Raw genomic sequence first — 21,170 nt, forward strand, 5'->3', positions numbered from 1 at the left:
TTAAAATTAACTGACTTATTTCATAAATGGTGTTGCTTCAATTAAGAAGCTATTTATGGTTTACTATCCAGTTTTCAAGGTTCATGTGTTGGCCATTTGGCCGTTTTGTTTTGCCCTCTCGCTGAGGACATGTATTAATATATCATGGCTACCAAAACACGTCAACTGTTTTTTAAAAGTTTTTTTGAGTTCTTAAACTCAGGGACTTATCCACAGTATCCACAAAGTTATCTACATACCAGTTTTTCAGTTTTCCTGAGATTTATCCACATCTATCCACAGATATATTGTTAGTAAATTATTTTTCTTATCTAAAATATAAAGTTTTGGTTTTTATACAGACTTTGGAATATATGTCCAAATTTGAGTACCTTCACCTTCAGTACTACTTACATCTATGGACCCTTGATGGGAGTCAATTATCCATTTAGCTATAGAAAGACCTAATCCTGTCCCTCCACTTTTTTTAGTTCTAGATTTATCAGCTCTATAAAATCTATCAAATATTTTAGGAATATCTTCTGATTTTATTCCAGATCCTGTATCTATTACGCCAATTTTTGCATTCTTCTCTGAGGAATCAAGCATTATTTTTATACTTCCTCCATATTCAGTATATTTAATGCTATTTTCTACAAATGCTCTAATCGCTTCTTTTATTAACCTCTTGTCTCCAAATAAAAAGACATCTTCATATATAGATTCTAAAGTTATAGTATGTTCATTATCTATCATTTTTGTTTCTTTATATATTTCCACTATTAAATCATTTAAATTAAATTTTTCTTTTTCTAGTTTTTGAGCATTCATATCGCCTCTTGCTAGAAAAAGTAACTTTTCTACAAGCTTGTTCATATGATTTGCTTCGTTTTGTATTGCTTTTACAGATTCTTCAAGGACTTGTTTCTCATCTTTGCCCCATCTTTCAAGGAGATCAGCATATCCTTTTACTACAGATATAGGGGTTCTAAGTTCATGGGATGCATCTGATACGAACTGATTCTGCTTTTCTACAGAGCTTTCTATTCTATTCATCATATTATTAAAAGTAAAAGCTAAATCCTTGAGCTCGTCTTTAGAGCCTGATACATCTATTCTCTTTGACAAATCATTTATAGTTATGTTTTTTACTGTTTTAGTCATTTGTTTTATTGGTTCTATTATCTTATCTCCAGATTTATTTCCCATAATGAGAGTAAGAAAAAAACCTAAAGTCATGCTAATTCCAAGAACAAGTGCTATTTTGGGAAAGTGAATGGCTAGTATATCTTGTGGGACTACAACTACAAATCCTATGATTATAACTGTAGAATTGAGAGCAGATACCCAGAAAAAAGTCCTCAGGTATGAAAGGGTGATTTTTAGCTTAATAGAAAATCTAAGTCTATTTGTAAGCTCATTAAAAAAAGATGAGACTACATCTGCAAGCGCTTTATATGTTGTTTTCAAAATATATATAACCATATTCACCATTTTATATACTAAAGAGGTTCTTTTCCCCATATTATTCATCCTTTATTTGATATCCCACCCCTCTTACTGTGTGGATAAGCTTGATTTTATATTTATCATCTATTTTACTTCTTATATATCTTACATATACATCCACTACATTCGTGTCACCTATATATTCATATCCCCATACTTTTTCTAGTACCTTTTCTCGGCTCAGTACTATATTTTTGTTTATCATTAAATATTTTAAAAGCTCAAATTCTTTCTTTGTAAGCTCTATTTTTTCATCTTTATATCTTACCATATATCCTTCGCAGTCTAATGTGATATCTTGAATCTTGAGAATGGAATTAGACTGTTCTCTATCTTGAAAAGAGCCATTTAACCTTTTAAAGATAACCCTAATCCTCGCAAGTAACTCTTCAATAGCAAAAGGCTTTGTCATATAATCATCTGCTCCTATATCAAGCCCCATTATCTTGTCGGTTACTTCATCTTTGGCTGTAAGCATTATAACAGGCGTCTCTATTTTTTGCCTTATACGTCTCAAAACCTCCATTCCATTTAACGAAGGTAACATTACATCAAGTATTATAAGGTCAAAATTGTTTGTAAGAGACTTATCTAACCCATCTCTTCCATCATATGCAATATCAACATAATATCCTTCATGATTGAGCTCTAGTTGAAGAAATCTAGCTATTTTTTCTTCATCTTCTATTACAAGTATATTTTTTCTTTCCATATGCGATTCACTCCTTTCTTTATTTTATAGATTTATTATATTATATTTTTGAGCTTTACAAATATTGGTTTTTTCTAAAAAAAGTCCTCCTCTTAGAATATTTCTATAAGGAAGACTTTTCATAGATTATATTTGCGTTATTATACTTTAGGATGCTGTTCATCTTTAAAAATATTGATGCCTGGTTTTACTTTATTATTTTTTTCTGTATTTTCAATTGTGATTTCATAGCCTAGTACGACTGCTACTAAAAGTCCTATTAGAACTATATGGATTGCAAGTATAGCTGCAATGATAACAATGTTTAGTGGAATACTTAAAATCTTATGATCTTCATCATGAACCGTAAGCTTGACTATATTTCCTTTGTGGATAAGAGCTTTTACTCTTTCTACAAATCTGTTTCTTCCTCTATAACCTTCATCTTTTGCTTTTCCCATTTCGTCTAGATATGCAAGAGCTCCTACCATATCTCCTTCTGCCCTTTCAAGTGCTTCTTTTGCATCTTTGTAACTAGCATTAGTTCTTTTTCTGATTAGATCAATTTCCTCTAATGTGAATTTCATCTTCTTTTCCTCCTTTTTTATGAAGATGCAATAAGTAAATCATCTTCTATAGTCTTTATAATACTCATAAAAACTTAAAGGAAAATTATACAATGATTAAAATTAGATTAAAAACTATAGCAAAGAACCTTTTTCACAAAAATATCTACAAGTTCTTTATCAAATTGTGTACCAGCACCTTTCAAAAGTTCACTTACAGCATATTCATTTGTCATTGCCTCTCTATATGATCTTTGACTTGTAATTGCATCATATGTATCGACTATTGATATTATCTTTGATTGAAGTGGTATTTCATTTCCTTTGAGTCCTCTTGGATATCCACTTCCATCTATTCTTTCATGGTGAGCTAATACGTACCTTGCCATCTCAGACATCTCACTAACTGAGCTCAGTATTCTAAATCCTATTTCTGGATGTTTTTTTATTTCTTTCCATTCCTGCTCACTTAAACTTCCTGATTTATTTAATATGCTTTCTTCTATTGCTATCTTTCCAATATCGTGAAGAAGCCCCATTACCTTAAGCTCTTTTATATTATCGTAAGAAAGCCCAAGTACTGTCCCCATTTTCTCGCAAAGCTCTGATACTCTGTGAGAATGAGCTTCTTCCCTTTTATTTTTTTCATGAAGGGTTTTAATAATTGCTGATACAGTTTTGGCTCTTACGCTAGGATTCTCAAAAAGCTTCTTTCTATACATTCTATCTTCAGCGGATTTTAAAATCTCATTTAAATCCTCTTCCTTATTAATCTTTACATTCCATCCAAATGTAAGAGTTATTTCTATATTTGAAAAGTCTTTCTTAGAGATTTTCTTTTTCATATTTTCTACCATTTTTTCAATATAAAGATTATCTGCATTAGGAAGCAATATGGCAAACTCATCCCCTCCTAGTCTCGCAACAATCGAATCTTTTTCAATGGAAGTTTTTATAATATTTGCAACTTTTTGAAGAATTTTATCCCCTTCGTTAGTTCCAAATGCATCATTTGCAAGTTTTAGTCCATTAACATCAGATATTATTACGGCTAAAGGAAGGTTACTCTCACAATCCAATTCTTTAAATTTCTTTTCAAAATATAATCTATTATAAATCCCTGTAAGTTTATCATGATATGTAATATACTCGAGCTCTTGCTGGCTTTTTAAAAGACTTTCAAAGTTTTCTCTTAACTCTTCTTCGGTGGCCTTTAGCTGATTAAGTGCGGCTTCAAGTTCTATGTTTTTCTCAGCTAACTCAAATTCATGCTTTTTCGCTCTGCTTACGTCTGTATAGATAGCATATCCCCCAGTAACAACCCCGTTTTCTTTCGACAATATCCCTCTTACGTTTACATATAATGGGTTTCCATTCTTAGAATACCTAATACCATGGATATCCATCATTCCTCTTCGAAAGAGTTCTTTCGTAGTATCTGCTGCTTCTTTTAAGGTTCTTTCATTATGTATTCCCGATACAATGATATCAAGATTTTTCCCCACGCATTCTTCTTTTTTATAGCCAAAAAGATTTACAAATGCCTGATTCACTTGAATTATAAAGTGTCTCTCGTCAAGGTATGCAATCGCATCTGGACTGTTTTCAAACAAGAGCCTATGCATTTTTTCATCAAAGCTTAAATTGTTAAGATTTTCGATAAACTCCACAGCATTCGTCACCTCTTTTTCAGTCTATTTAAAAAGTCATTTCAAAACTTTATTTTTAATATTGTAACTCTATTAATTTTACCATTTTATGTAGATTGCTACAAGATATTAGAGTTTGACGCAAAAAAGATTGAAAGCAATATTCATTTTGATTGCCTTCAATCTTTTTTTAATCATTATTATTTTGTTTTTTAGTATATATTATTCTATCAACCCTTTTTCCTTTAGCCAATTTTCAGCAACTTCTCTAGGCTCCATCTCTTCTATGTCCACTTGATAGTTCATCATTATCATAGATTCGTTATCAAGCTCTGCAGCTAATCTATTTAAAACATCTGCAAGCTCAGGATGCTCCTCTAACGTATCAGTTCTTAAAAGAGCTGATGGGTTGTATACAGGGAAAAACTGCTTATCATCTTCTAGATTTACAAAATCAAAGGCTTCAATTCTTCCATCTGTTGCAAATCCCATACCGGAATCTACTTGTCTATCTCTTAGCGTTCTATATACAATTCCTATATCCATAACCTTAAGACTATCTCCTTCAAGCTCAAATCCATATTCATCTTCAAGAGCTGGAAGCCCATCTGGTCTTGCAGTGAATTCATGATCTGCTCCAAATGAAAAACTTCCTGGATTTTGGTTTACATAATCAGCCATATCGCTTATTGTTCTTATTCCCAGTTCTTCACTTTGATCTCTGTTCATCATGATTGTATAAGTATTATTAAAAGGTGCGTAGTCCAGCCATACTATTTCGTTTTCTAAATCAGCTTCCTTAACTCTATCATATGCTTCTTGAGGATTTGTTATAGCTTCATCGTTTTGAAGATGCATCAGCCAACCTGTTCCTGTATATTCCCAGTAAACATCTATTTCAGAATTAAGAAGAGCACTTCTTACCTGCTCAGATCCAGCAACATTTGTCCTGTCTTCAACTTCAAACCCCGCATCTTCAAGTGCTAAAAGTGTAATTTGACCAAGAATAAGCTGCTCAGTAAAGTCCTTTGATCCAACTCTTATTCTATCACTAGACGAAGATGTACCTCCACATCCTGCTAAAAATCCTAAAGTTAACATGAGTACCCCAAGTAAAACAACTAATCTTTTTGCCGTTAAATTTGTTCTAACCATAAAACCACTCCTTAGTTTTTATATTATTGTTTTTTCTTCTAGTGCCGAAAACAAAGTATCTGCAACTATTGCCATCATAGCTGGAAGAGATGCTCCAAGTATTCTTATTTGCCACCTATTTATATTATTTCCAGATATTATAAGATCTCCAAGACCTCCTCCTCCAACGAAAGCTGCCAGTATGGCTGTACCTATATTTATCGTAACCGCTGTTCTTATACCCGCAACAATTATAGGAAGAGCGAGTGGCACTTCAACTTTTGTAAGTATTCTTCTTGGTTTCATACCCATACCTTTAGCCGCTTCAAGCACGGCTTGATCTAAATTTAATATACCTACCATAGTATTTCTAAGAATAGGAAGAAGAGAGTATATCCAAAGTGCAAGTATAGCTGTTCTTGCACCTATTCCTAAAAGCCCTACAAAAAGAGCTACTATAGCAAGACTTGGTATGGTCTGTCCTATATTTACAAATCCAAGTATCCTATCTCCAAATCGTTTAAACTTAGGTCTAGTAAGTAAAAGCCCCAAAGGAACCGCAGTAAAAATAGAAAGAAGACTGGAGATTAACACTATATATATATGTTCTCTCGCTGCTCTGAGTATTCTTTCATAACTTATAAATCTTTCTACTATTCTATCTTGAGGATAATTCACCACATAATAGCTTAGCCCTAGGGCAAGAGATATTATAAACACGATTATGAAAATGTCTTTTCCTTTAAGCAGAGGTGTTTTCATCTTGATCATCATCACTCACCGCCTTCAAAAGATCATCCATTGTAATTATTCCCTCAACCCTGCCTTTTTCTTTTGATACAAATATGGCTTTTCTACCTATAGAAAACATCTTAGACAGTGCATCCTGAAGAGTCGTCTTAGGTGTTACAGTTTCCTCTATATCATTAATTAACTCTGAAACCTCTTTCTCTTTGTTTTTGAAAACATCTTTATATCTTACATACCCAAGAAGCTTTTGACCGCTTTGGGTTACCAGTATATTCTTGACTTCATGCTTTAACATTAACTTTAGAGCCTCTGAAGATTTTTCTTTATAATCAATATAAGGCAGTTCCCTATATACATCCTTACACTTCATAAGATTCATCATTTTAATGGCACTATTTCCACCGATTAAATCTGATACAAAGTCATCGGCAGGATTTGATAGTATTTCTGCAGGGGTTCCAAACTGCACAAGCTTTCCATCTCTCATTACAGCTATCTTGTCACCCATCTTGATAGCTTCATCAATATCATGAGTTACAAAAACTATTGTTTTTCCTATTTTTTCCTGAACCCTAAGAAACTCATCTTGAATTTTACCCCTTGTAATAGGATCAAGAGCTCCAAAAGGTTCATCCATAAGCATCACGGGAGGATCTGCCGCTAACGCTCTTGCAACACCAACTCTTTGTCTTTGCCCTCCACTTAAATCTCTTGGTCTTTTATCCCTATACACTTCAGGATCTAGATCCATCAGTTCGAGAAGTTCATCCACTTTTTTACTGATTTTATTTTTGTCCCAGCCAAGCTCGTTCGGAACCATGGCCACATTTTCTCCTATAGTCATATGGGGAAATAATCCAGTCCCCTGTATTACATATCCGATTTTTAATCTTAGCTTTATGGGATCTAGACTCTCTATGTCTTCACCATTTACATATATTTTCCCAGATGTTGATTTTATAAGTTTGTTTATCATTTTCATTGTAGTAGTTTTTCCACAACCTGATGGTCCAACAAGCATACATATTTCCCCTTCTTTTATATGAAGGTCGAGATTGTCTACAGCTGGTCTATCTTTTTCATTATATTTTTTTATTACATTTTCAAATCTTATCATACTATGCACCCCCTATATTTCAAATTTTTTTTGAAAATATCCAAGCCCTTTATCAGTAATTACTGTAATTAGGGAAACCATTATTGCACCTATAAGTATCATCCTGTCATTTCCTCTGTTGATTCCTTGGAATATATATTCTCCAAGGCCTCCTGCCCCAATATAAGCAGCTATAGCCCCGATACCTATCCCCATAACTGTTGCAGTTCTCACCCCTGCCATTATAACTGGAAAGGCTAGAGGAATTTTGACCTTTAGCATTATCTTTCTTTTCGTGAGTCCCATACCTGTCGCAGCTTCTATTATGGATGGATCAATATTTATGATTCCCGTATATACATTTCTAATTATCGGAAGCTGTGTATAAAGGACAAGTCCCGCAATAGCCGGCGCTCTGCCTATTCCCATGATTGGTATAAGTATCGAAAAGAGAGCTAGACTAGGAACAGTCATAAGTATATTCGCAATATTTAGCACTATTTTAGCTCCAGATTTACTATTAGTGATAAGTATCCCTACTGAGATTCCTAAAAATATTGAGATTCCCATAGCTATAATGACTATTGTAAAATGATCTATGGTCATTTTCATAATAGCGTCCCATCTTGAGACAGCAAACTCTATAATATTCATTTTTACCTCCTGTTTTATAAAAATAGATAAACTAAAATAACCATTTACTGTAATTGATGGCCTTTGTAAAATTCATAAAATAATATACCAAAAAAATTATATGGATTTTTTTTAAGATTTTTTATAATTGATAGAGTTTCCTAACTCTTAAAAGACGAGCGAATCGCTCTTTAAAGGCACAAAGAAAAAGATTTTGCTTTTTCCGTAGATTGAAAAATAAATAAAATTGCGAACTATGTATTTTAAATTTAATTTGTGTTGTTTTTTCAAGAACTTATTTAGTATAACATTTAAACAACTTATTGTCAAGTTTGAAGTTGTTTGTCAAGGTAAGTATGAGTTCTATTATTGGAGTATTTAAAGATCGAGAATAGTATATTAATCTATTACGTAAAAAACCCCTAGAAGATTCTAGGGGTTTTTTATAGCTTTAATTTGCTTTTATATTATGTTTTAGTCTTATATCATCTGGCTTTGTATATTATTATGCTTTTTTAATAAGCTCCATTACTAGTTTACTACTGTTTACAAGATCTACTATATGAAGATGTTCTTCCAGTGTATGAGGCTTTCTTTCTCCTATTCCAAGGTTAACCGCAGCAATACCATTTGCATTAATTATGTTTGTGTCACTTCCACCACCTGAAGAATCTAGGAAATGCTTGATTCCAACATTTTCACATGCTCCTTGAGCAAATTTAACTATTTCAGCATCTTCTTCTATTTTAAATGCACTATACATTCTTTTTACTTCGACTTCCAAAGTAGCTCCAAATTTTTCTGCGGCTTTTTCGAAGCATTCAACCATGTGCTTGCTTTGAGCAGCTAGCTTGTCATTGTCAAGACTTCTAGATTCTGCTCTAACCATAACCTCTGGAGTAACTATATTAGTAGGTCCTCCTCCTTCTATAGATCCTATATTTGCAGTAGTTTCCTTATCGATTCTAAGAAGTTTCATCTGACTTATAGCCTCCGCAGCTACCATTATTGCACTTATTCCTTCTTCTGGAGCAACTCCAGCATGGGCAGGTCTTCCTATAACTTTTACATCTACTTTATCTTGAGCCGGTCCTTGTACTATTATCTGACCTGGGTCTCCGCCACTATCAAGAACAAAAGCCATCTTTGATTCAAATTGGCTAAAGTCCATGTTCTTAGCTCCGAAAAGTCCACCCTCTTCAAATATGCTAAACGCTATTTCAATTGGTCCATGATCTATGTTATTTTCTTTGATAGTTTTTAAAGCTTCTACTATAGCAGCTATACCTGCTTTGTTGTCTCCACCTAGTATTGTAGTTCCATCACTGTATATAGTTCCATCTTTTATTATAGGTTTTATCCCTATACTTGGAGATACTGTATCCATATGACAGCTAAAAAGTATAGGACGTCCCTCTCTAGTTCCTTTGATTTTTGCAATTACATTTCCTGTGTTGCTTCCTACTTTTTCTCCAGCATCGTCAACCTTTACTTCAAACCCTAAAGCTTCAAGCTCCCCTTTTATAAACTTTGCGAAATCAGCCTCATGCTTAGTAGGGCTGTCTATTTGTACGTATTTCATAAATTCTTGAACTATTCTTTCCTCATTTACCATTCTACTTCCTCCTTATATTAAAAAGTTGTGAAAACGTTTAACTTTATTTGTATACTTCAGTGTAGCAAATAGTTATAACAGGTGCAACCCCGCAGAATTTTCATAATATTCGATAAATAAATTCACCCAAGCAAAAAGGCGTCCTCCTGACCCGTCTTTAGATCAGCAACGCCCTTATCCTCTTAAGATTTAGCTAGTAGCTTTTTTCTTATTATATTGTTTATTCTTGTTATGGCCTGTTCTTTCGCCTTTGCCACCTGAATAGTTTCTATTCTTTGATGGGAAATTTCTGCTTCTTTCGCCATTTCTAGAATAACCGCTTCTTTGAGGTTTTTTCTTTACTCTTAGTGGTGCTTCTTCAGTAAGCTTTACCGGAGCGTTGCTAGTTTCTTTTGTCATCATCTTTAGTGCCGCTGAAACTATGTCTAATGCGTCATATTGCTCAAGTATTAGCTTTGCAGCTTCTTTAATATCTTCAGTCTGAGTTTTTTCAGATATTGATATTAGTTTTTCAGCAGCTTGCTTGTATCTAGCATTTTTAGCCTGTTCTTCTGTAGGCATAGGAACTTTATCCATAGCACGCTTTGTAGTAGCTTCTATTGCATATAGATGCTCTTTTTCTCTTGGCGTTACAAATGTGTACGATATTCCATTTTTTCCAGCTCTTCCAGTTCTTCCTATACGGTGAACATAGCTTTCTGGATCTTGAGGAAGGTCAAAGTTGAATACATGAGTTACTCCGCTTATATCAAGGCCTCTTGCCGCTACATCTGTTGCTACAAGTATTTTTATACCGCCTCTTTTAAACTTTCTAAGTACTTTTTCTCTTCTCTCTTGCTTTAAGTCTCCGTGAATTCCTTCTACCTCATAACCTCTTATGCTAAGGGCTTCCGAAAGTTCATCAACTCTTCTTTTTGTTCTTCCAAATATTATTGAAAGTTCCGGTCCGTTTATGTCTATCAGCCTGCATAGAGCATCAAACTTGTCCTTTTCTTTAAGCTCAATATATTTCTGGTCTATAGTATCCACAGTCATAGTCTTGTTTTTTACAGCTATATGCTTTGGATCTTGCATAAACTTTTGAGAAATATTTTTGATTCTTGGAGGCATCGTAGCTGAGAAAAGAAGTGTCTGTCTCTCATTTGGAACCTCTTCAAGTATTGTCTCTATATCTTCTATAAATCCCATACTAAGCATTTCATCTGCTTCATCAAGTATTACAGTATGTATAGAGTCAAGCTTAATAGTCTTTCTTCTCATATGGTCCATAAATCTTCCAGGTGTTGCAACAACTATTTGAGGTCTTTTCTTTAGTCCTCTAATTTGCTTCATTATGTCTTCTCCACCATATACTGGAAGAGCGTTTATGTTTTTGTACTTTGCAAGTCTGTTTATCTCTTCAGATACCTGAATTGCAAGTTCTCTTGTTGGTGCAAGTACTATAGACTGAAGCTCTGTGCTTCCTTCTTCAATCTTACTTAGAAGGGGAATACCAAATGCTGCTGTTTTTCCAGTTCCAGTTTGTGCTTGACCTATTATGTCCATACCTTCCATTGCAAAAGGTATTACCTGCTCTTGTATAGGACTTGCTTTTACGAATCCCATATCATCTACAGCTTTAATTATTTTGTCGTGTAACCCTAATTCATTAAATAATGTCAAAATATCTAACTCCTTTTCTACTAATACATAAAAAAAGGCATATTCCTCTTTATTGCGTGGAATACGCCTTTGATGTTTGGTTTAAATTATATTCTAGTTACGTTAGAAGCTTGTGGTCCTCTGTTTCCTTGAGTTATTTCGAACTCTACAGATTGTCCTTCTTCTAAAGTCTTGAATCCTTCTCCTTGGATAGCTGAGAAATGTACGAATACGTCATCTCCATCTTCTCTTTCTATAAATCCAAATCCTTTTTCTGCGTTAAACCATTTTACTTTACCTGTCATCATGTTTACGGCCTCCTAAAAAATTAAATTAAAGATGGAACTTGCTTAAAACACTTTACGTCCTAACACATTATTCAAACTCGATCTGATACTGAGGCCGAAAAACTGTTTTTAGATTCCAATTCTTTTTCATCTACTACTTTAGCATACCTTACTAAAAAAAGCAAACTTATTTATAAAAATATTAATTGGGTATATCGTTAGAATAATTAAATTAACATAAATATAAAAAATCCGATTATCCTAGCTCCATTTATTATTAAGAAATTTTTTACTGAAAGGGCAAATGTTTCTTTTTTACTTTGAACCTTAAAAAACTCTTCAATATTTTTGTTTACTAAAATCGCCGTCATAAATACCCCTATATTTAAAAGAGGTTCGAGTCCAAGAGATATAGAAAATCCAAGAGCAAGGTATGACGATATATATATCAGCTTAAAAAGCTTAAGACTATTTTCTTTCCCTATGTATATTGGAAGAGTGTACCGCCTGTTTGCAATATCATCCTCAATATCGCATATATTGTTTGCAAGCATTATATTACTAATTCCACCAAATACTGGAATAGAAAAGAGTAATATTTTTAAAATCTCTTTATAGTCTCCTCTAAGTTCAAATAAGCCTTCATATAAGGAAAAACTTAACATATCTGCATTCCAGATATGTATATATATAGAAAGAAATATTATTAATACTCCCATAAAAAAACCCGAAAAAAACTCTCCAAATGGAGTCCTTGAAATAGGTATTGGACCAAATGAATATACTATTCCAACTCCAAATGAAAGCATCCCTATAAGAAGTACTATTATATCCGTTTTATATACCAGTAAAACTCCTGAAGAAGTTGCAATTACTAAAAGAGCTATAATTATTGCCTTTACTATATTTTCTCTAAGTCCATGGGCTACTATGGCATTATGCTCTTCATATCCAAAACCCTCTTTTTTATGGGCTTTTTTGTAGTCATAGTAGTTGTTTATAGCTGTTGTAGCCATATCAAATGTAATTAAAGAACAAAACATGATTAATAGATTTAAAAAACTGAAACTTTCAAATCTATTAAAAGCATAAAGATTCCCAAGTATAAAGGGAATCATGCTGGCAACCTTGGTCTGTATTTCTACGAGTTTTAAAAAAGATGTAATTTTCAAGCTATATCCTCCGTTACTAGATGTCCACTACCAAATATGTCTTATCTATAATCCAAATAGAGATAAAAATGGAAGTATTACCATTATAGACGCTATCGTTATAGCAACAGCCTTTTTAGTCTTTTTACTTATTTTCATTAATTTCATTTTTTCCTCCTTATAATTAAACCCTGATAAATAAGATTTATTTTTCAATTGTTTCTTTTAATCTTTCTGCAAAGATTTTTCTAATAGTTTCAAATTCTCCAAGACCCTTTAAAATAGTCTCCACTTCATAACCTTCTTTTTCAAATATAGTTTTCCAAGAATCTTCTTCATCAGATGCCATATCATTAATAGCATGATCTCCCGCAACTATCATAAAAGGCATAAGCTTAACCTTTTTGTATCCATAGCTCTTCATCTCTTTTAGTACATCTTCAATCTCTGGATATCCCTCTACAGTTCCCATATAGCTATGAATAGTATTAGGATTTCTATCCATCAGGTACTGCATCATCACATATGCTGAGTTTGCTGCATGGTCACTTCCATGTCCCATAAGTACAAGAGCTTCATCTTTGTCTAAATCATTTGCAATCTCCTCTATAAAGCTCACCACTTCATCATAATGCTCCTTAGAATAAAGAAGAGGCCTTGCACACTCTATTTTGTTTAATCCTTCTTTATTTCTATATGCTCCATGAGTCACTTTCTTGTATTCGTGTCCCGGAATAATATGAAGAGAACTTATGTATATTTCTTCAAATCCATCTTCTTTCATCTTTTTTAAAGCTTCGTCTACATCATCTATTTTAATTCCTTCGTTTTTTTCTATTTTTTTTCTTACCATTGAAGATGTAAATGCTCTTCTTACTTCAAAATCACTAAATTTTTCCTTTATATGATTTTCAATTGCACCAATTGTCTTTTCTCTAGTCTCTGGATAAGACGTTCCAAAGCTAGTCACAAGTATTCCTTTTTTCATAATTGCCTCCTGAAATATAAATATTCTATTTTGATTTTATCATAAAACTTTTCATTAAAATAGGGATGCCTTAACATCCCCATAATTTATATCTATAGCTATTATTTATTTTTTGAACCTTTAATTATTCTAATATGATTAAAAATCTCATAACCGAATATTATAGTTAGTACAAAGGCAGTTATTCTACCTCCTAATCTGCTTGCCTCTATAATCTGTTGAGTTCTTTCCCCTCCATAAAATTCAGAAAGTACATTATAATCAACCATATTTGGATTTAATAGGAGCATCCAAAGGATTATAAGCATCCCTAAATTTAAAAATATATCTAGTATTCTTGTTTTGCTCTCCCATCTTCCTTTAACAAGAAGATATATGTTAAGAGCAAGAGAGGTAATAAGAAATATATTTATCCAAGGTATCATAGGGTTTATGACGGTGGGATTAAACCCTGGAATTATTATTTGAATGGATTCTCCCATATGAGTCAAATTCAGACTGCTATTAAACCAGTAAAGGCCTAGTATAATCAAGAATGAACTGACTATCATTTCAGTCCTTGAAATGTAGTTAGTCTCTTCAGGGGGAGACTGCAAAGTACTTAAATCCCAATTTTCTTCAATTTTTTCTTTATAGTTTGGTTCATAGTAACTTAATGCTCCAAATATAATAGTAATCATCCCTATTATCGTAAGACTAGAATTCCAAAGTTGGGCAATCAACCTTGCTAAAAGCTTTCCTGGATTCAAATCTCCAGAAATAAATGTGCTTATTGCAATACCTATAGATACACTTATCAATGCAATCTTGATTATTAAAAAATATGTGTCAATATAAGCCGGTCCAATTAGATGTCTTGGGCCTTCATTATACGCCTGAGCTACCTCTTTTGGATGACCCATAGCCCTTATAGACATTTCTATTTCTTCATCAGAATATTCTTTTACACCATAATTTTCCTCTAGATAGTCATACAAATTTGCTTTTACTTCTTTTAATACCTCTTCCCTGTTTGCAGGAGGGAGATTTTTTCCTATCGTATATAAATATTTATTAATCATGACTTACCTCCAATCAAAGCATTCATAGCCAAAGAGAGCTCGACCCATTCCTTTATAAGATTTTCTCTAAGAGTCTTTCCTTCTTCGCTGATTTTATAGTAACGTCTTGGTCTATTGTTTTCTACCTGCCATATAGATTCAAGTATGTTTTGTTTTTCGAGTCTTCTTAGCAATGGGTATAATGTGTTTTGCTCGATATTTATGTTTTTTTCATTAAGAGCTTCAATTAAAGAATATCCGTATTGAGGAGAATCCAAAAGCATTAACACCGCAAGAACTAAAGTTCCTCTTTTCATTTCCTGCTTTGTATTTAAAATTATTCTTTCCTGATCCGACATTATACTCTCCCCCTTTAATTACATTATACTGTGCAACGCACAGTACTGTCAATAAAAAATATTTTTAAGCTTTTGTATTAACAAAAAAAGGAAGGTGATTAATCACCTTCCTCAAAATAACACTTTATTTTAATCTTCAAAAGCCTCTTCTACTTTCCATGCCTTCCATACATTACCTACAAGCTCAGGTCCTGGTTTTAATACAGTTTTTCCAGGCTTCCAACCAGAAGGTGTAACCTCTGTTCCACCTGTAGCTCTTACATGCTGAAATGCTTTTATTTGCCTAATTGTCTCAGATACATTTCTTCCAACAGGAGGAGTAAGTACTTCAAATCCTTGAACTATACCATCTGGATCTATTAAAAATCTTCCTCTTGTCTCAACTCCTGCATCTTCATCATAAATACCGTACATTTTTCCTATGCTTCCATCTTGATCCGATAGCATAGGGAAAGGAATATCTTTATTTACCATCTTAGAAAGCTCTGTATCATTCCATACTTTGTGCACAAATACGCTATCAACACTTACAGAAAGAACTTCTACTCCTAATGATTTAAATTCTTCAAATTTTTCAGCAACTGCTGAAACTTCTGTCGCTCAGACAAATGTGAAGTCTCCTGGATAAAAGCAAAGTACTACCCACTTTCCTTTGTATTCAGAAAGATCTACATTAACAAACTTCCCTTGATAAAATGCTGGCGCACTAAAATCAGGCGCTGGTTTTCCTACTTTAATCATATTTTGCCCCCCTTTTTCTTCTTTCAAAGCAATTGTTTGAAAATTAGTTTCTTCTTGAGTCTTTTTTATTTCTGGTCTTTTACACCCTGCTTTAAACTCTTCAGGCATCAAATAACCCCCTTTTTGGTATAGGGTTGATATTGTTTCCACTTTGTAATTGTTCCAATTTAATCATAGTTCTTTTTACAGAATATTTCAACCCTTTTAGGCTGAGTATAAAAAATCTTTATACCTCATATAGATTTTGCATATGCTTTTGAAAATATTAAAATAGATTATCCTTATTTACTTGTAACCTCGATAACGATTATCATTAGTATTGTATTTTACTTCATACTGTTGTATAATCTACCTATTAATAGTAATTCCCAACTTTGTAGGTTTTTCAATTATATATTTGTTATTGAAAGGAGATTTCAGTCTATGCCTCTTAATATGGCTACTAGAAATCAAGAAGTTGTAATTAATGATATCCTTGCCCAAGGAGAATTGAGACAAAAATTGCTTGATATGGGTTTTACAAAGGGAGCAAAGCTATCTATAATTCAAGGTGGTAGCGCTGGATCTATTATGGTTAAAATAAGAGACTCTAAAATAGTACTCAACGCTTCAACAGCCCACAAGATACGTGTGGCTTAATATCTATACATAAAATAAGCATCCCTAGTTGAGATGCTTATTTTTTATTTTCAAGTCACATTTCTAAAATATACTACAAAGGAGATTATTGACTATGAAGTCACTTGCAGAAATGAAAATTGGAGAAAGTGGGGTCGTTGACTCTATAAATATAACCGGCATATTAAGAAGAAGAATTATAGATATGGGTCTTACTAAAGGCTCAACAGTAACAATCGAAAAGGTAGCTCCCCTTGGAGATCCTATAGATGTAAAGGTTAAAGACTTTCACATAGCTATACGAAAATCCGATGCAAAAAATATCATAATCAAGTAAGGAGAATCAACATGGCAAAAAATGAACTAGTCATCGCACTGGCGGGAAATCCGAATAGCGGAAAAACAACTCTTTTTAACGCCTTAACAGGCGCTAGGCAATATGTAGGAAATTGGCCTGGCGTAACTGTAGAGAAAAAAGAAGGAAAAGTAAAGCAAGATGGAAAAGATATAGTAATCGTTGATTTACCAGGCACATATAGCCTTTCACCATACTCAATGGAAGAAATAATTGCAAAGGATTTTGTCGTTAACGAAAAACCTGATGTAGTTGTAAACATAGTGGATGCTTCAAATATAGAAAGAAACCTGTTTCTTTCTATCCAACTTCTCGAGCTTGGTAGACCTACCGTAATAGCCCTAAATATGATGGATGTTGCAAAATCAAGAGGTTATGAAATTGATATAGCAAAGCTTTCGAAAGAACTTTCGGTTCCAATAATACCTATAGTGGCATCTAAGGGACAAGGGGTTAAAGAACTAATTTCAGCTGCAATAGTAGCATCCACTTCAAATTTTGAGCTATCAAGTGGTATTAAAAGCCTTTTGGAAAAAAATAAAGAACACGAAAAAGAATCTGCAAATCTCGAACTTGCAGATGAAATAAAAACTGATCTTACATATGAATATATAGAAGGAGTAATCAAAAAATCCGTAAAGAGACCAACAGAGTCAAAAGCAACACTTTCAGACAAAGTCGACTACTTCCTAACCCATAAATACCTAGGAATACCTATATTTGCTCTTATAATGTTTTTTACTTTTTATTTTACATTTGACCTTGTTGGAAATGTATTTAATGAAGCTATAGATGGATTTATCGCAGAAAGCCTTTCTCCAGCAGTCGAAGCAGGACTTATAGCAATCGGCGGCCAAGAGTGGCTGATATCCCTTGTGGTTGACGGTATCATAGCGGGAGTTGGTGGAGTAATTATATTTATTCCTAATGTTGCCTGTTTATTTTTTATGATATCGCTAATGGAAGACACAGGATATATGGCAAGAGTTGCCTTTATAATGGATAGATCTATGAGAAACATTGGACTAAATGGAAAGGCATTTATCCCTATGGTACTTGGACTTGGCTGTAACGTTCCAGCTATAATGAGTACAAGAACCCTTGAAAGTGAGAAAGATAGACTTACTGCAATACTTATAAATCCATTTGTATCTTGCTCTGCAAGACTTCCAGTTTACACACTCTTTGCAGCGGCCTTCTTTCCTGGAAACGAAAAATACGTGGTATTTTCACTATATCTGCTGGGAATAATGATAGCAATACTTGTAGGACTTATATTTAAAAAGACGCTTTTCAAGGCAGATGAGACTCCTTTTATAATGGAGCTTCCACCATATAGATTTCCAAGCCTAAAAAACTTGGCTCTTCATATATGGGATAGAGTAAAAGGTTTCCTTATAAGAGCTGGTACTCTAATATTTGGAGCTTCTGTAGTGCTTTGGTTCGTACTTGGCTTTAATATGTCAGGACCAGTTGAAATAAATGAAAGCTTTGGAGCAGGAATTGGAAAGATAATAGCTCCAATATTTACACCACTTGGATTTGGAAACTGGGAGGCTGCACTTTCACTTTTAACTGGTGTAGTTGCAAAGGAAGTTGTAATATCTAATATGGCTATAATCTACGGAATAGGTGAAGCTGCTGGAGATTTTGCTACAGCACTTTCAGGGACGTTTTCACTTGTGTCTGCTTATGCATTTATGGTATTCGTACTTCTTTACACTCCTTGCATCGCTGTAATAGGAGTGGTAAAAAGAGAGACCAACTCTTATAAATGGACTATATTTTCAGGTGCATATCAGCTCTTTGTAGCTTGGTTTGTGGCAATGATTGTTTATCAAATAGGAAGCTTGTTCTTTTAAGGAGATTGATAATATGTGGATTTCCATAATAATTGGAGCTATAATAGTCATCTTAGGTATATACGCCCTTGTAACTAGCATAAAAAAAGAAGTAACCGATGGATGCTACGCCTGCTCATCAAAAGATAGTTGCTCTAAAAAATCCTGCCCTTCAGAGGATTTAATATCTAAGGGATTATTAGATGAAAATAAAAAAAATTAATTTAAAGAGTTGCTAAAGGCTATGTATTAGCTTTACAGCAACTCTTTTTCATTTTATATAATATACAAAATTGCAAACTGAATTATCACCCCTATTGATATAAATGGACCAAGAGGTATAAAATCTTTTTTTCCTATTTTTTTTAACCCCATTAGAATTATAGAATATAATGCAGCGAGACCAAATCCATAAACTGTAGCGTACATTATTCCAGGAAAGCCTACATAAAGCCCCGAAACTGCTACTAGTTTTACATCGCCTCCCCCAATTCCACCCCTAGTCACTAATGCCGTAAAATAAAGTAAAAAACCTCCTATAGCGAAGCCATAGATTGCAGTATTTGAGTCTAGAATTTTAAAATAAGCAAAGGGTACCCATATAGCCATAAGGATTATAATATATTTGTTGGGAATTTTTCTAGTTTTCAAATCGACAATAGATATAATACCAAGTATTGATATTAATATTAAAAAACATGAAACTTTAATTAAATCCATAGTTTCCTCCATATAGTTAATTTATTTTATTTTATTTGGGTATATCTAAACTAAGTTCATATTTAATATACCCAAATATCTCGGAGGAATATAGCCATGAAAAAAATTAAAGAATCTAGAAAATTCGAGAGGATAAACCAAGGAATTCAGACCCAGTGCAATACCTATTATGTAGAAGACAAGCTAATTGAGGCAAACCCTCCTATAGATCTTTTAATGATGAATATATCCGAGGGAGGTATAGGTCTTGTTTCTCACGAAAAACTCCCAGTCGATTCTGTACTTATTTTAAACGTGGATTTTGGGCTTGAAACCTACAAAATAATGGCTAAAGTAGTATGGTCTAAGAAAAATGAAAATGAATTTAAAAGTGGACTGGAATTTGTCTCAATTCCTTATGCCCTAAAAGAAGCTTTGAGCCTTTATAAAAACTTAAACTAGTTTAAAAATAGAGCCTATATTGAAAGTACCCCTTCATCATTAGAGAAACTAATCTTTGAAGGTGTACTTTTTTAGGCCCTAAAACAATTGATATTATAGGATTTTTAGTTTATCGCCTATATTTACTTTAATATCAGTATTTCTATAGTCATATTCTATAACTTTTTTTGCACTTTTAACTATTGGACCTAATCTCCAGCTTTTCATGGTTTCAGGTCCTCTAATTACCATATCTTTCTCGTCTAAATAAATCACCCCTATATCAAACTTCATAAAAAAAGTGTGAATTGAGTTGCATGGCTCTAAAAGAACTGCATGTCCACTTGGAATCTCATCTTCAAACATAAGACCTTTCAGCCTTTTAGAAAAGGTATCAAATATCTTTAATTCTTCAATAATTACCTCTCCTTTAGAATCCTTAATCACCATAGGCTCACCTACAATCCTATAAGCATATTCTTAATCTGGATAAGGGCAGGTCCTAGTATTACTACAAACATGGATGGGAATATAAAGAACACTATAGGTATAATCATCTTTATTGGCGCCTTCATCGCAAGCTCCTCAGCCCTTTGTCTTCTTTTGGTTCTCATTTGAGCCGATTGAACTCTAAGCACCTTCCCTATACTAACGCCAAGCTGCTCAGCCTGAATCACAGATGATAAAAATACCCTTACATCATCAGTGTCACAACGCTGCACCATATTTTTCAGGGCTTGTCTTCTACTAATTCCCATTTGTATCTCATATACAACCTTTCCAAATTCCTTAGAAAGCTCATTACTTCCCTTTTCTGCAACCTTCGCCATTGCAGAATCAAATGAAAGTCCAGATTCAACACTTACAGTCATAAGGTCTAGTATATCTGGAAGCTGCCTTGAAAGAACAAATTTTCTTTCCCTTATCTTTTGATTGAGTACAAAGTTTGGAAAAATAAAGCAAAATCCAAAGAAAAGTACAGAATATAAAACCTTCATAAAATTAGTATAAGGTCCAATAGATATTATCATAATAAATACTATAGGAAGTACCCAGGTCACAATAGAAGATGCTATTATCCAACCACTAAGACTAAGTCCATAAGGATGCCCTGCAATTTCTAGCTTTCTTTCTATCTCCTTAGACCTTCCTTTAGGAGTTCTTTTATATATCTCTTTACTTACCTTGGATGTAAATGGTCTTATAACCCTTTCTCCAAACGGCTTTCTTCTCTCATCTAAAACTATAGCTCCTTGGTCCGAATATATATCCTCTATTTGTTTTATTCTTTCTTTTATATTTGTTACAGGTCTAAGCACAGTAGCAATTCCAAGATAAATAAAGTGGGAGATGCCTATAAAGGCTATTATCATTGTCCAGTCCATAA

The 21,170-nt window shown here is 33.4% G+C and carries 24 protein-coding genes; 5 read left to right on the top strand and 19 right to left on the bottom strand.

What is annotated here, in order from left to right; all coding sequences use genetic code 11:
- Window positions 1–333: 333 nt before the first annotated feature.
- The 16 genes from J2Z35_RS10315 to prxU all read right to left on the bottom strand — a co-directional run bounded on the left by J2Z35_RS10315 (window position 334) and on the right by prxU (window position 15,937).
- On the bottom strand, window positions 334–1,503 hold the full coding sequence (locus J2Z35_RS10315; RefSeq protein WP_245330855.1) for a sensor histidine kinase: 1,170 nt from the start codon (window positions 1,501–1,503) through the stop codon (window positions 334–336).
- Window position 1,504: 1 nt separating this feature from the next.
- Window positions 1,505–2,200 (bottom strand): response regulator transcription factor, encoded by a 696-nt coding sequence (locus tag J2Z35_RS10320; RefSeq protein WP_209661328.1) that lies wholly within the window; start codon window positions 2,198–2,200, stop codon window positions 1,505–1,507.
- 140 nt (window positions 2,201–2,340) lie between these two features.
- A complete protein-coding gene (locus J2Z35_RS10325; RefSeq protein WP_209661329.1) occupies window positions 2,341–2,766 on the bottom strand; it encodes a DUF4342 domain-containing protein in 426 nt (141 codons plus the stop codon).
- A gap of 107 nt (window positions 2,767–2,873) precedes the next feature.
- A complete protein-coding gene (locus J2Z35_RS10330; protein ID WP_209661330.1) occupies window positions 2,874–4,415 on the bottom strand; it encodes an HD domain-containing phosphohydrolase in 1,542 nt (513 codons plus the stop codon).
- A gap of 201 nt (window positions 4,416–4,616) precedes the next feature.
- Window positions 4,617–5,549 (bottom strand): glycine betaine ABC transporter substrate-binding protein, encoded by a 933-nt coding sequence (locus J2Z35_RS10335; protein ID WP_209661331.1) that lies wholly within the window; start codon window positions 5,547–5,549, stop codon window positions 4,617–4,619.
- A gap of 18 nt (window positions 5,550–5,567) precedes the next feature.
- Window positions 5,568–6,302: an ABC transporter permease gene (locus J2Z35_RS10340; RefSeq protein ID WP_245330856.1), complete on the bottom strand. Its 735-nt coding sequence runs from the start codon at window positions 6,300–6,302 to the stop codon at window positions 5,568–5,570.
- Window positions 6,271–7,395 carry a betaine/proline/choline family ABC transporter ATP-binding protein gene (locus J2Z35_RS10345; protein ID WP_209661332.1) on the bottom strand — a complete coding sequence of 375 codons (1,125 nt, stop codon included), beginning with the start codon at window positions 7,393–7,395 and terminating at the stop codon, window positions 6,271–6,273. Before J2Z35_RS10345 ends, J2Z35_RS10340 begins: the two co-directional genes overlap by 32 nt.
- Before the next feature lie 12 nt (window positions 7,396–7,407).
- The gene (locus tag J2Z35_RS10350; protein WP_209661333.1) at window positions 7,408–8,028 is read right to left on the bottom strand and encodes an ABC transporter permease; all 621 of its coding nucleotides are present in this window, start codon (window positions 8,026–8,028) and stop codon (window positions 7,408–7,410) included.
- Between the two features lie 484 nt (window positions 8,029–8,512).
- Window positions 8,513–9,622, bottom strand: coding sequence for a M20/M25/M40 family metallo-hydrolase (locus J2Z35_RS10355; protein WP_209661334.1), 1,110 nt, complete (start codon window positions 9,620–9,622; stop codon window positions 8,513–8,515).
- Between the two features lie 189 nt (window positions 9,623–9,811).
- Complete coding sequence (locus J2Z35_RS10360) at window positions 9,812–11,284, bottom strand: DEAD/DEAH box helicase (RefSeq protein WP_209661335.1); 1,473 nt, start codon at window positions 11,282–11,284, stop codon at window positions 9,812–9,814.
- Between the two features lie 86 nt (window positions 11,285–11,370).
- A complete protein-coding gene (locus J2Z35_RS10365; RefSeq protein ID WP_209661336.1) occupies window positions 11,371–11,571 on the bottom strand; it encodes a cold shock domain-containing protein in 201 nt (66 codons plus the stop codon).
- 206 nt (window positions 11,572–11,777) lie between these two features.
- On the bottom strand, window positions 11,778–12,722 hold the full coding sequence (locus J2Z35_RS10370; RefSeq protein ID WP_209661337.1) for a 1,4-dihydroxy-2-naphthoate polyprenyltransferase: 945 nt from the start codon (window positions 12,720–12,722) through the stop codon (window positions 11,778–11,780).
- Window positions 12,723–12,906: 184 nt separating this feature from the next.
- Entirely contained in the window at window positions 12,907–13,689 is a 783-nt protein-coding gene (locus J2Z35_RS10375; RefSeq protein ID WP_209661338.1) for a sirohydrochlorin cobaltochelatase, read from the bottom strand.
- 101 nt (window positions 13,690–13,790) lie between these two features.
- Window positions 13,791–14,750: an HAAS signaling domain-containing protein gene (locus J2Z35_RS10380; protein ID WP_209661339.1), complete on the bottom strand. Its 960-nt coding sequence runs from the start codon at window positions 14,748–14,750 to the stop codon at window positions 13,791–13,793.
- Window positions 14,747–15,088 carry a PadR family transcriptional regulator gene (locus J2Z35_RS10385; protein WP_209661340.1) on the bottom strand — a complete coding sequence of 114 codons (342 nt, stop codon included), beginning with the start codon at window positions 15,086–15,088 and terminating at the stop codon, window positions 14,747–14,749. The genes J2Z35_RS10380 and J2Z35_RS10385 overlap by 4 nt, the downstream gene beginning before the upstream one ends.
- A gap of 129 nt (window positions 15,089–15,217) precedes the next feature.
- Window positions 15,218–15,937 carry a thioredoxin-dependent peroxiredoxin gene (prxU, locus tag J2Z35_RS10390; RefSeq protein ID WP_209661341.1) on the bottom strand — a complete coding sequence of 240 codons (720 nt, stop codon included), beginning with the start codon at window positions 15,935–15,937 and terminating at the stop codon, window positions 15,218–15,220.
- A 315-nt stretch (window positions 15,938–16,252) separates the two neighbouring features.
- On the opposite strand from prxU, the gene J2Z35_RS10395 reads away from it, so the two are divergent.
- The 4 genes from J2Z35_RS10395 to J2Z35_RS10410 all read left to right on the top strand — a co-directional run bounded on the left by J2Z35_RS10395 (window position 16,253) and on the right by J2Z35_RS10410 (window position 18,866).
- The gene (locus J2Z35_RS10395; RefSeq protein ID WP_209661342.1) at window positions 16,253–16,468 is read left to right on the top strand and encodes a FeoA family protein; all 216 of its coding nucleotides are present in this window, start codon (window positions 16,253–16,255) and stop codon (window positions 16,466–16,468) included.
- A 94-nt stretch (window positions 16,469–16,562) separates the two neighbouring features.
- Entirely contained in the window at window positions 16,563–16,784 is a 222-nt protein-coding gene (locus J2Z35_RS10400) for a FeoA family protein (RefSeq protein WP_209661343.1), read from the top strand.
- An 11-nt stretch (window positions 16,785–16,795) separates the two neighbouring features.
- On the top strand, window positions 16,796–18,664 hold the full coding sequence (feoB, locus tag J2Z35_RS10405; RefSeq protein WP_209661344.1) for a ferrous iron transport protein B: 1,869 nt from the start codon (window positions 16,796–16,798) through the stop codon (window positions 18,662–18,664).
- A 13-nt stretch (window positions 18,665–18,677) separates the two neighbouring features.
- On the top strand, window positions 18,678–18,866 hold the full coding sequence (locus J2Z35_RS10410; protein WP_209661345.1) for a FeoB-associated Cys-rich membrane protein: 189 nt from the start codon (window positions 18,678–18,680) through the stop codon (window positions 18,864–18,866).
- A gap of 53 nt (window positions 18,867–18,919) precedes the next feature.
- Here J2Z35_RS10410 and J2Z35_RS10415 read toward each other — a convergent pair whose 3' ends face one another.
- The gene (locus tag J2Z35_RS10415; protein ID WP_209661346.1) at window positions 18,920–19,363 is read right to left on the bottom strand and encodes a prepilin peptidase; all 444 of its coding nucleotides are present in this window, start codon (window positions 19,361–19,363) and stop codon (window positions 18,920–18,922) included.
- 96 nt (window positions 19,364–19,459) lie between these two features.
- On the opposite strand from J2Z35_RS10415, the gene J2Z35_RS10420 reads away from it, so the two are divergent.
- Window positions 19,460–19,804, top strand: a complete 345-nt coding sequence (locus J2Z35_RS10420) for a PilZ domain-containing protein (protein ID WP_209661347.1) — start codon at window positions 19,460–19,462, stop codon at window positions 19,802–19,804.
- Window positions 19,805–19,897: 93 nt separating this feature from the next.
- Here the strand turns inward: J2Z35_RS10420 and J2Z35_RS10425 are convergent, their stop codons facing one another.
- Together J2Z35_RS10425 and J2Z35_RS10430 are read right to left on the bottom strand one after the other, a co-directional pair.
- Window positions 19,898–20,230, bottom strand: coding sequence for a DUF192 domain-containing protein (locus tag J2Z35_RS10425; RefSeq protein WP_330623433.1), 333 nt, complete (start codon window positions 20,228–20,230; stop codon window positions 19,898–19,900).
- Window positions 20,231–20,241: 11 nt separating this feature from the next.
- Window positions 20,242–21,168 (bottom strand): type II secretion system F family protein, encoded by a 927-nt coding sequence (locus tag J2Z35_RS10430; protein ID WP_209661349.1) that lies wholly within the window; start codon window positions 21,166–21,168, stop codon window positions 20,242–20,244.
- Window positions 21,169–21,170 lie beyond the last annotated feature (2 nt).

This window comes from Acetoanaerobium pronyense (assembly GCF_017874355.1).
GTDB lineage: Bacteria > Bacillota > Clostridia > Peptostreptococcales > Filifactoraceae > Acetoanaerobium > Acetoanaerobium pronyense.

Bases quoted from the DNA above. Each gene is read 5' to 3' on its own strand.
- J2Z35_RS10420 (WP_209661347.1), top strand. From the start codon at position 19,460: ATGAAAAAAATTAAAGAATCTAGAAAATTCGAGAGGATAAACCAAGGA.
- J2Z35_RS10345 (WP_209661332.1), bottom strand. From the start codon at position 7,395: ATGATAAGATTTGAAAATGTAATAAAAAAATATAATGAAAAAGATAGA.
- J2Z35_RS10395 (WP_209661342.1), top strand. From the start codon at position 16,253: ATGCCTCTTAATATGGCTACTAGAAATCAAGAAGTTGTAATTAATGAT.
- J2Z35_RS10335 (WP_209661331.1), bottom strand. From the start codon at position 5,549: ATGGTTAGAACAAATTTAACGGCAAAAAGATTAGTTGTTTTACTTGGG.
- J2Z35_RS10400 (WP_209661343.1), top strand. From the start codon at position 16,563: ATGAAGTCACTTGCAGAAATGAAAATTGGAGAAAGTGGGGTCGTTGAC.
- J2Z35_RS10365 (WP_209661336.1), bottom strand. From the start codon at position 11,571: ATGATGACAGGTAAAGTAAAATGGTTTAACGCAGAAAAAGGATTTGGA.
- J2Z35_RS10410 (WP_209661345.1), top strand. From the start codon at position 18,678: ATGTGGATTTCCATAATAATTGGAGCTATAATAGTCATCTTAGGTATA.
- J2Z35_RS10350 (WP_209661333.1), bottom strand. From the start codon at position 8,028: ATGAATATTATAGAGTTTGCTGTCTCAAGATGGGACGCTATTATGAAA.
- J2Z35_RS10415 (WP_209661346.1), bottom strand. From the start codon at position 19,363: ATGGATTTAATTAAAGTTTCATGTTTTTTAATATTAATATCAATACTT.
- J2Z35_RS10315 (WP_245330855.1), bottom strand. From the start codon at position 1,503: ATGGGGAAAAGAACCTCTTTAGTATATAAAATGGTGAATATGGTTATA.
- J2Z35_RS10355 (WP_209661334.1), bottom strand. From the start codon at position 9,622: ATGGTAAATGAGGAAAGAATAGTTCAAGAATTTATGAAATACGTACAA.
- J2Z35_RS10340 (WP_245330856.1), bottom strand. From the start codon at position 6,302: ATGATGATCAAGATGAAAACACCTCTGCTTAAAGGAAAAGACATTTTC.
- J2Z35_RS10320 (WP_209661328.1), bottom strand. From the start codon at position 2,200: ATGGAAAGAAAAAATATACTTGTAATAGAAGATGAAGAAAAAATAGCT.
- J2Z35_RS10325 (WP_209661329.1), bottom strand. From the start codon at position 2,766: ATGAAATTCACATTAGAGGAAATTGATCTAATCAGAAAAAGAACTAAT.
- J2Z35_RS10430 (WP_209661349.1), bottom strand. From the start codon at position 21,168: ATGGACTGGACAATGATAATAGCCTTTATAGGCATCTCCCACTTTATT.
- J2Z35_RS10385 (WP_209661340.1), bottom strand. From the start codon at position 15,088: ATGTCGGATCAGGAAAGAATAATTTTAAATACAAAGCAGGAAATGAAA.
- feoB (WP_209661344.1), top strand. From the start codon at position 16,796: ATGGCAAAAAATGAACTAGTCATCGCACTGGCGGGAAATCCGAATAGC.
- J2Z35_RS10380 (WP_209661339.1), bottom strand. From the start codon at position 14,750: ATGATTAATAAATATTTATATACGATAGGAAAAAATCTCCCTCCTGCA.
- J2Z35_RS10375 (WP_209661338.1), bottom strand. From the start codon at position 13,689: ATGAAAAAAGGAATACTTGTGACTAGCTTTGGAACGTCTTATCCAGAG.